Source organism: Streptococcus sp. 79 (genome assembly GCF_013277425.1).
GTDB classification, from domain to species: domain Bacteria; phylum Bacillota; class Bacilli; order Lactobacillales; family Streptococcaceae; genus Streptococcus; species Streptococcus pseudopneumoniae.
Genome location: NZ_VMMW01000020.1, coordinates 37,045 through 43,754 on the forward strand (window position 1 = coordinate 37,045; position 6,710 = coordinate 43,754).

At 38.6% G+C, this 6,710-nt stretch carries 10 protein-coding genes and 1 pseudogene; 1 reads left to right on the forward strand and 10 read right to left on the reverse strand.

Going from position 1 to position 6,710, the window contains the following annotated elements; translation table 11 throughout:
• Positions 1 to 192: 192 nt before the first annotated feature.
• From HT729_RS04790 to HT729_RS04835, 10 genes and pseudogenes are all read right to left on the reverse strand, one after another.
• Complete coding sequence (locus tag HT729_RS04790) at positions 193 to 1,425, reverse strand: beta-carotene 15,15'-monooxygenase (protein ID WP_172931741.1); 1,233 nt, start codon at positions 1,423 to 1,425, stop codon at positions 193 to 195.
• A 5-nt stretch (positions 1,426 to 1,430) separates the two neighbouring features.
• A complete protein-coding gene (locus HT729_RS04795) occupies positions 1,431 to 1,586 on the reverse strand; it encodes a hypothetical protein (RefSeq protein WP_004237269.1) in 156 nt (51 codons plus the stop codon).
• 30 nt (positions 1,587 to 1,616) lie between these two features.
• Complete coding sequence (locus tag HT729_RS04800; RefSeq protein WP_007284866.1) at positions 1,617 to 1,814, reverse strand: hypothetical protein; 198 nt, start codon at positions 1,812 to 1,814, stop codon at positions 1,617 to 1,619.
• 296 nt (positions 1,815 to 2,110) lie between these two features.
• Complete coding sequence (locus HT729_RS04805) at positions 2,111 to 2,689, reverse strand: AAA family ATPase (RefSeq protein ID WP_031222973.1); 579 nt, start codon at positions 2,687 to 2,689, stop codon at positions 2,111 to 2,113.
• The gene (locus HT729_RS04810) at positions 2,689 to 3,249 is read right to left on the reverse strand and encodes a GNAT family protein (protein ID WP_023933266.1); all 561 of its coding nucleotides are present in this window, start codon (positions 3,247 to 3,249) and stop codon (positions 2,689 to 2,691) included. Before HT729_RS04810 ends, HT729_RS04805 begins: the two co-directional genes overlap by 1 nt.
• Positions 3,236 to 3,813: pseudogene (locus HT729_RS04815) on the reverse strand (flavin reductase family protein). Before HT729_RS04815 ends, HT729_RS04810 begins: the two are co-directional and overlap by 14 nt.
• A 282-nt stretch (positions 3,814 to 4,095) precedes the next feature.
• On the reverse strand, positions 4,096 to 4,491 hold the full coding sequence (locus tag HT729_RS04820; RefSeq protein ID WP_050136464.1) for a helix-hairpin-helix domain-containing protein: 396 nt from the start codon (positions 4,489 to 4,491) through the stop codon (positions 4,096 to 4,098).
• A gap of 95 nt (positions 4,492 to 4,586) precedes the next feature.
• Entirely contained in the window at positions 4,587 to 4,841 is a 255-nt protein-coding gene (locus HT729_RS04825) for a DUF1912 family protein (protein WP_023933271.1), read from the reverse strand.
• A 9-nt stretch (positions 4,842 to 4,850) separates the two neighbouring features.
• A complete protein-coding gene (locus HT729_RS04830) occupies positions 4,851 to 6,185 on the reverse strand; it encodes a DUF438 domain-containing protein (protein WP_172926104.1) in 1,335 nt (444 codons plus the stop codon).
• Entirely contained in the window at positions 6,185 to 6,418 is a 234-nt protein-coding gene (locus HT729_RS04835; protein ID WP_172926105.1) for a DUF1858 domain-containing protein, read from the reverse strand. Before HT729_RS04835 ends, HT729_RS04830 begins: the two co-directional genes overlap by 1 nt.
• 30 nt (positions 6,419 to 6,448) lie before the next feature.
• Here HT729_RS04835 and HT729_RS04840 point away from each other — a divergent pair, with 30 nt between their 5' ends.
• Positions 6,449 to 6,595, forward strand: a complete 147-nt coding sequence (locus tag HT729_RS04840; protein WP_172931740.1) for a hypothetical protein — start codon at positions 6,449 to 6,451, stop codon at positions 6,593 to 6,595.
• Positions 6,596 to 6,710 lie beyond the last annotated feature (115 nt).

A 6,710-nucleotide genomic window follows, 5' to 3' on the forward strand; every position in this document is an offset into this window, starting at 1 on the left:
TTCGTTTACTTTGAAAGTTATCCCCCAAGCGTGACTAAGGTAAAGTTTTTTCCAGTTACATTTGGTGGTGGGAATCACGATTGAATAAGGCTTAGCCTTTTGATCTCCTGCCGGCTTGAAAACATCCGTATCAAGGCATTTTTGTAACGACCAGCCTAAACATAGGATGGAGTGTATTTAGGTGAAAGTTGATTAGACATTATTTTTTCTCCTTTTATGAATATTTCTTTTATATCTACGATTTATTAATACACTGTGCATGTTGTCACGATACACGTAATATCCATTATGGGTGTTTAAATAGAAATACTGTAATAACCAAATTATAGCCTTCCCAATAACTAATGATAATATGAAACAAACGAAAATAATTATAGTTGAGGCAAATAATTCAGACATCCAATCAGCTGCGGGAGTTATAAATTCGACCAATTTCATCTTAATCTTTAAACCCCAAATAATTTCGGTTAACTTTGGAATAATACTCAACATTAATAGAGTAAGAAAACCATATAGTTGAGTTCGATAGAGGTGTCTATCCATTTTCTCAGTTCTTATTGGTTTTTTCTTATGTTTTTTTGTATCGAATTGAGAATTTATTTCTCCAATTAGACTAGGAATTAATATTGGCAAAAACCAGGTTAAAGCATTTATTAATTCATTTTCAACTTGATTAAATATTGCTAACAACAATATACAGATTGTTCCAGTTAGCCATGATGCTATTACTTCTTTGGTATCTTTTGCACCATGTCTAATTAGATTATGAATTCTCCACCAGAATATTAAATAAAGCGCAATAAATGAATTAAATATAAAAATGTCAGTTATTAAATCGGAATGAAAATCAATAGCTTTAGAAATAAAGTAATAAATATAGATATAATACCATAAAAACGAAATAATAAGCATCGTGGCATATACATTCCACAGTGTCTTTCCCTTTACGATATCTATTTTATTAACTTTTTGAAATATCTTGATTGATCCTACAGTTTTTATAACAGATAATACAAATGGTAATATTAAAAGTATTACAATGATAATCCAGTTATTTATGTGATTTTTACTTATGCCATAATTAATAAAAAAATATTGAGATAAGTTGATTAAAGTTGATTCAACTAGATTTAGGTTATAAAGAATGTAAGTCAAGATTCCGCAAAATATTCCATCCCATGCGTTCATAAAAGCTAAAGATTTAGTACTTTTAGTAAGAAAAACTCTAAACTTATTAAATCGATTTTTATAGTTAAACACATATATTAGTATCAAGGCAAATTGTAAAATTATAACTAATTTAAAATCGGTAAGACAGAATACAATTAGAGATATTATTGGAAAATACGTTAGCGCATACATAAGTATTTTCCAAGTTTGAGCAAAAAGATTCTTCAATCTATTGTCAGTATTAAAATAATACATTAATTTCAATCTTTGCCTCCTAAATCTAATCTAAAGGTTGGTAAATCAAAATCTTCAACCTCTGATAAGAATGGGTGAAAATCAGCAGCAAAATAATCTGGATTGATCTTTAAAACTTGTTTTAACAGTTCATTTCGCTTCTGTGTATTTGGAGTATGCATAGCTTCTCTAAATAAAGCATGATCCTGATTCTAATCAAAAATCCTATTTTTCAGTTGGTAATTGATTAGCTGAACATCTGGATACTCTCCATGTTCATCAGCATATTGCATCACTGTTGTATGTAGTTCATCGAAATTTTGAATGGTCCGACGTTCTACAAAAGTTGGTTTTTTAGCCAGTAGTTCTGTCCAGACAACCTCTTCTTCAGAAACGACTTTGATATCCAACTTTTGCTGGCGGTTTAATTCTTTTTTCTATTTTTCTTTTTAGCCATCTATTTTCTCCTCTAACTCATTCTTCAATAAATCAAACTCTACCTCTGCTGTATTGGATATTCTTACGACCTCGGATACAGGCTTAAATGGGAAATCCCAGTTTCTTTGTGATTCGTTTACTTTGAAGGGTGTACTCCAAGCGCGATTAAGGTAGAGTTTTCCAGTTACATTTGGTGGTAGGAATCACGAACGAAAAAGATTGAGACTTTTGAACTTCTTGAGTCTTGAGAACGTCTTCATGAAGTTGTTTAGATATGTGTGTGTCCTTTCTCTATTGTATTCATTTTATTTTGAATTTGCTTAGCAGCTTCTTCTGCAGACAAATTCGTATTATTTATTTTAAAGTAGTGGTGCAACTCATTCGGTTGATATTGGGAATTTAATTGAAGTGTTTCAGCGGTCTCTAAAATTTCTCTTTCAGATACCTCAATATGCCGTTTTAAGGGTTTGTGCTTTAATCGATTCTCCGTTCGATTTCGACGTATGCACTCTTCAAGACTTGTTTCCAACTCAACAAAAAGAATCTCTTGATGATAATCATCCAACAAATTCTGAATTTGCTTTAAATACATCAGCTGATACTGATTTGAAAAATCAATTACATCTGTTAAAATTACTGATCGCTGATTTCTTGCACTTGCTCCAAGGAATGAAAAAGTGATTCCACGAACAAATTCCCACATTTCCTCTGTATAGTCCTGATAGATTTCTAGTGCAAAATCAATGGCTTGATGGTTATAAAATAGGGTAGCATCCGTCAGTCGAGATAATTCTTGACCAATGGTCATTTTTCCTGATGCTGGAGCACCAATGATGAAAAGATGCATCAAATCACCTCCCACTCGCTCTTCAGCAAGCCATATATCAGACTGTCACAGCGGTTTCCTTGAACATCCTTTCGGTCTCTTATGCGAGCTTCGAGGGTAAAGCCAAGCTTTTCCGCGACTCGTTTACTTTGAAGGTTATATCCAAAGCAAGTTAGTTCAATCTTGTGAAGACCCAAATCTTTAAAGGCTAAGTCAATCAAGGCAAGCGCTGCTTCTGGCACATAACCTCGCCCCCAATAGTCTGGGTGTAAGGTATAACCGATTTCCAGCACATCATCTTCATGGCGATGGTTGAAATCGACAGAGCCAACGATCTTATCCGTTCCTTTGACGACAATCCCGTAGCCTGCTGGGAGATTTTCCTTTTGATTACGCTCCGGAAGAATGTGCTCCAGATAATAAATCTCATCTTCCAAGGTCTTGACTGGAGGAAAACCTGCTGGATAGGCGACCTCTGGCAAACTAGCGTAGGTATGGATATCCTCAGCATCTGCCACTGTACGAACTCGTAGGACGAGTCGTTCGGTTTCTAATCGTTCTGGTAATTCAGCTCTTGACATCCTTCATCCTCGCTTTCTTAATGAAGCTCCCCATAGGGTCTACTCGGTCATCTAAATAGCGATAAACGCGCTGGTGGCCATCCCCATAAAGTAAGTAGGTGCAAAACGGTCATTTCTAAAATGTCCCTTTTCATCCAAAAGTTCTGGGTCAACAAATCGCTCAACAATCTTAGCGAAAATATGACAAATTCCCTCTTCCTCATCAATCCTATCTACCTGACATTCTAACACGACTGGACAAACCTCTAAAATCGGTGCCTGAGTCCGTTCAGAAATCTCGTAGTCTAGCCCCAGGTGTTTCAATTTCTCTCTATGACTGATAAAACCAGCCTGCTCCATCTCGAGCATGAGATTTTCATCAGGAATATTCACAGTAAACTTCTGGTAATGCTTGATTTGCTCAGCCGCATTTTCCTCAGCACCAACACCAATGGCTAGCCAATCTCCCAAGCTATAAGAGGAGCTACAGGTCGTAATATTGTGTCCAAAATTCTGATCCTGATACCCCAAAATGAAGATAGGAAAACCATAATAGAGTTTACTTGTTTTAAAAGATTGCTTCATAACAAGCTCCTTTGACTAAGACGCAAAAGAAAATCCCTGCCATCTACATGACAGGGACGAATGTGTTTATCCGCGGTACCACCCAATTTCGGGCCAAGCCCGCATCTTTAGTCTTTAAAATAAAAAGACAGAAATATTTCATTTTTTCAGTCATTAGCAACCAGTTTTGACACATTTGTGGACTTCTCAGCGCCGCCACTTTCTGTAAAATGTGGGATTCAAAACACCTCTAATGGCTCTATTGTAGCAAGTTTTTCTCGGAAATGCAAGACTAAAGAAAAATTACTTGAACTTGATGCCATTTTCTTTCAATTTCTTGATGGTAGCTGGGCCGATTCCTTTCAAGGCAAGGAGTTCTTTTTCAGTCCAGTTTTTGAAATCTGAAGCAGACTTGATTCCTTCATCATAGAAAGTCTTGGCACGATCAAGTGGAAGTCCACCCAAATTTGCTGCAAAATCTTCTACAGAATTAACTACTTTTTGAGCTTGCTCTTTGGTAGCTTCTACTGCTTGTTCAACTTTTTTAGAAACAGCCTTACCAGCTGCGCTTGCTGACTGTTCTGCACGCTTCACGACTTTTTTTGTCTCATCTACAACCTTAGTCACAGTACTTGAAAAGGCACCTGCGCGACGGAGGCCATTTCGCAATTGTTTTTTACGATTGAGTTTCTTTGACATGATAAAATCCTTTCAATAAAAAATCCCTGCTCTGACAAGGATTTAACATAAACATTCTATCAAGATTTTAGTGAAAAATCAAGAATCTTTCTCGTTTAATAATTTCGCTCACCAAACAAGCCTTCTGGCAAATCATGGAATCCCTTGCCTACTTTGAAGTTTTCAAACTTACCAAGCAAGAACAGATAAGCATCCAAGCGACTCTCGTAGCGAATCATGGCATCTTTGGCACGCTCGTCCTGGTCTTCTTCGTAAACTTTTTGGCTTTCCTTGTGCGCCATGTCGTTAATCATGATTTGGGTATTGACCCAAGCTTCAAATTCCTTCATAAATTCTTGTTCGTAACTCATTTTTTCTCCTTATTCTAATCCACGGAAATAGTCCGTATCAATCTCACGGTAGGGATGGATATCCTGAACGTATTCCAGTACACCTTGGAATTCTCCGTTTTCATCGTGTACTGCAGCATAGGTGATGTGGACAAACTTACCTCGCGACTCAGACTTGAACCACATTTCATACTTGTCCTTGGTCCCCTCACGAAGTCCCTTCATGATAGCCTTGACCTTGTCCAAATACTTAGGCGGATGACAGAGTTCGACATTGCGCCCGACTTGGGACGGCGTCCGTTTGAAAATCATCTCATCAGCTGGCGTATTGTCATTGTAATACTGGAAAATATCTTCTTTATTGACAAAGGTAATCTCCATAGGGAGATGATTGAGGATGAGATTGGCCTGCTCGACTGAAAGATAGCCATTACCAAAAGCCTGTTGACTATGGCGGTCCAGCACAGCTTCCTTTTCCTTAGGGGTAAAGGTAATGGTAAAATAGCCTTCTGGCGTATCTATGACTTGTTGAACTTGACCTTCTGCCGTATCTAGCTGTACAGGCTCCTCTGCAATCTTTTCCTCAATAAAGCTCTGTCGTTCTGGCACCCATTTCTCTGACGGACGGATGATGGCATAGCCATAGGCATCGCTCTCCTCCGCAATCTGAAGCCAGTCATCCTGAGTAAAAGACTCAAGGAGAATCATGAGGAGGATGGACTCTTCCTTGAAAATCATACTTTCAAACTCTGTCGCAAAAGCTTCAAAAGCTTCCTTTACACTGCTAATTGACACTTCTGGTAGTGACTTGGCTGTCGTTAGAGCTGTTTGAAAGAGTTCCCTAATCTGATCATCCACTCCCCACATAACTTTGGGAGGTGAATCGTGTCCATAGCGCTCCATGATAGGAAAGAAGAGTTCTTCTTTACGTTGGTAATGGATGTCAAATTGCCCCACAAGTCCCATCTGACGCACCAAGCCCTTGCGCATCTCCGCAAGCATTTCCTCGTCTTCCATCAACTCATAGGTATCTAACAATCTACGAATGCGAATCAAAGCTGCACGGAGGGCCAAATTTTCTTCCTTAAAGACACGAACTGGGTGCCCAGGGTGTTCGGTATCTAAAACTTCGACACCTTTGATAGCATTTTTAAAAAGATTAGCATGGACATCACAGAGTTCCATAACATCTTCAAAAGTGACGCCCGAGTCCGAGTTCATCAGCTCGTGCTCCATAAGGGAAATCTCGATGGCTGACACGCCCGTAAAGGTCGCATCAAAGCGCTCTTGAACCGACTCAGGAGAGGCGCCATTGTGCAATTCTAACAAAATATCCCGTAGGATATGAATCCGTTCATCTGTCATTAGTCTAATCCAATCACTTCGTAGCCATTCGCTTCCAGTGTGCGTACAGTCTTGTCCATAGGAGTTCCTTCCAGCTTAGAACCTTGTTTGAGCGATACCTTGCGACCGACTGTGTTGCGCATTAAGGGATTGGCAAGGGGTTTAAAACCCAACTCCACTAGAATTTCCAAGACTTCTGGATGCTTGTCCACCACTTCTGCAACGGGAATTGACACATCGATGATATTGTCCATGACGACCTCCTTTGTATGTTCTAATACTCAATGAAAAGCAAAGAGCAAACTAGGAAGCTAGCCGCAGGTTGCTCAAAACAGTGTTTTGAGGTTGTGGATAGAACTGACGAAGTCAGTAACCATACCTACGGCAAGGCGACGTTGACGCGGTTTGAAGAGATTTTCGAAGAGTATTAACTTCACACAAGGGAAGTTGGGAACTGAGAAATGTTCTTTCTCAATAAGCACTATTCTTTCACACCACCGATAGTCAAACCTTTTACAAAGTAGCGTTGGAAGAATGGATACAAAT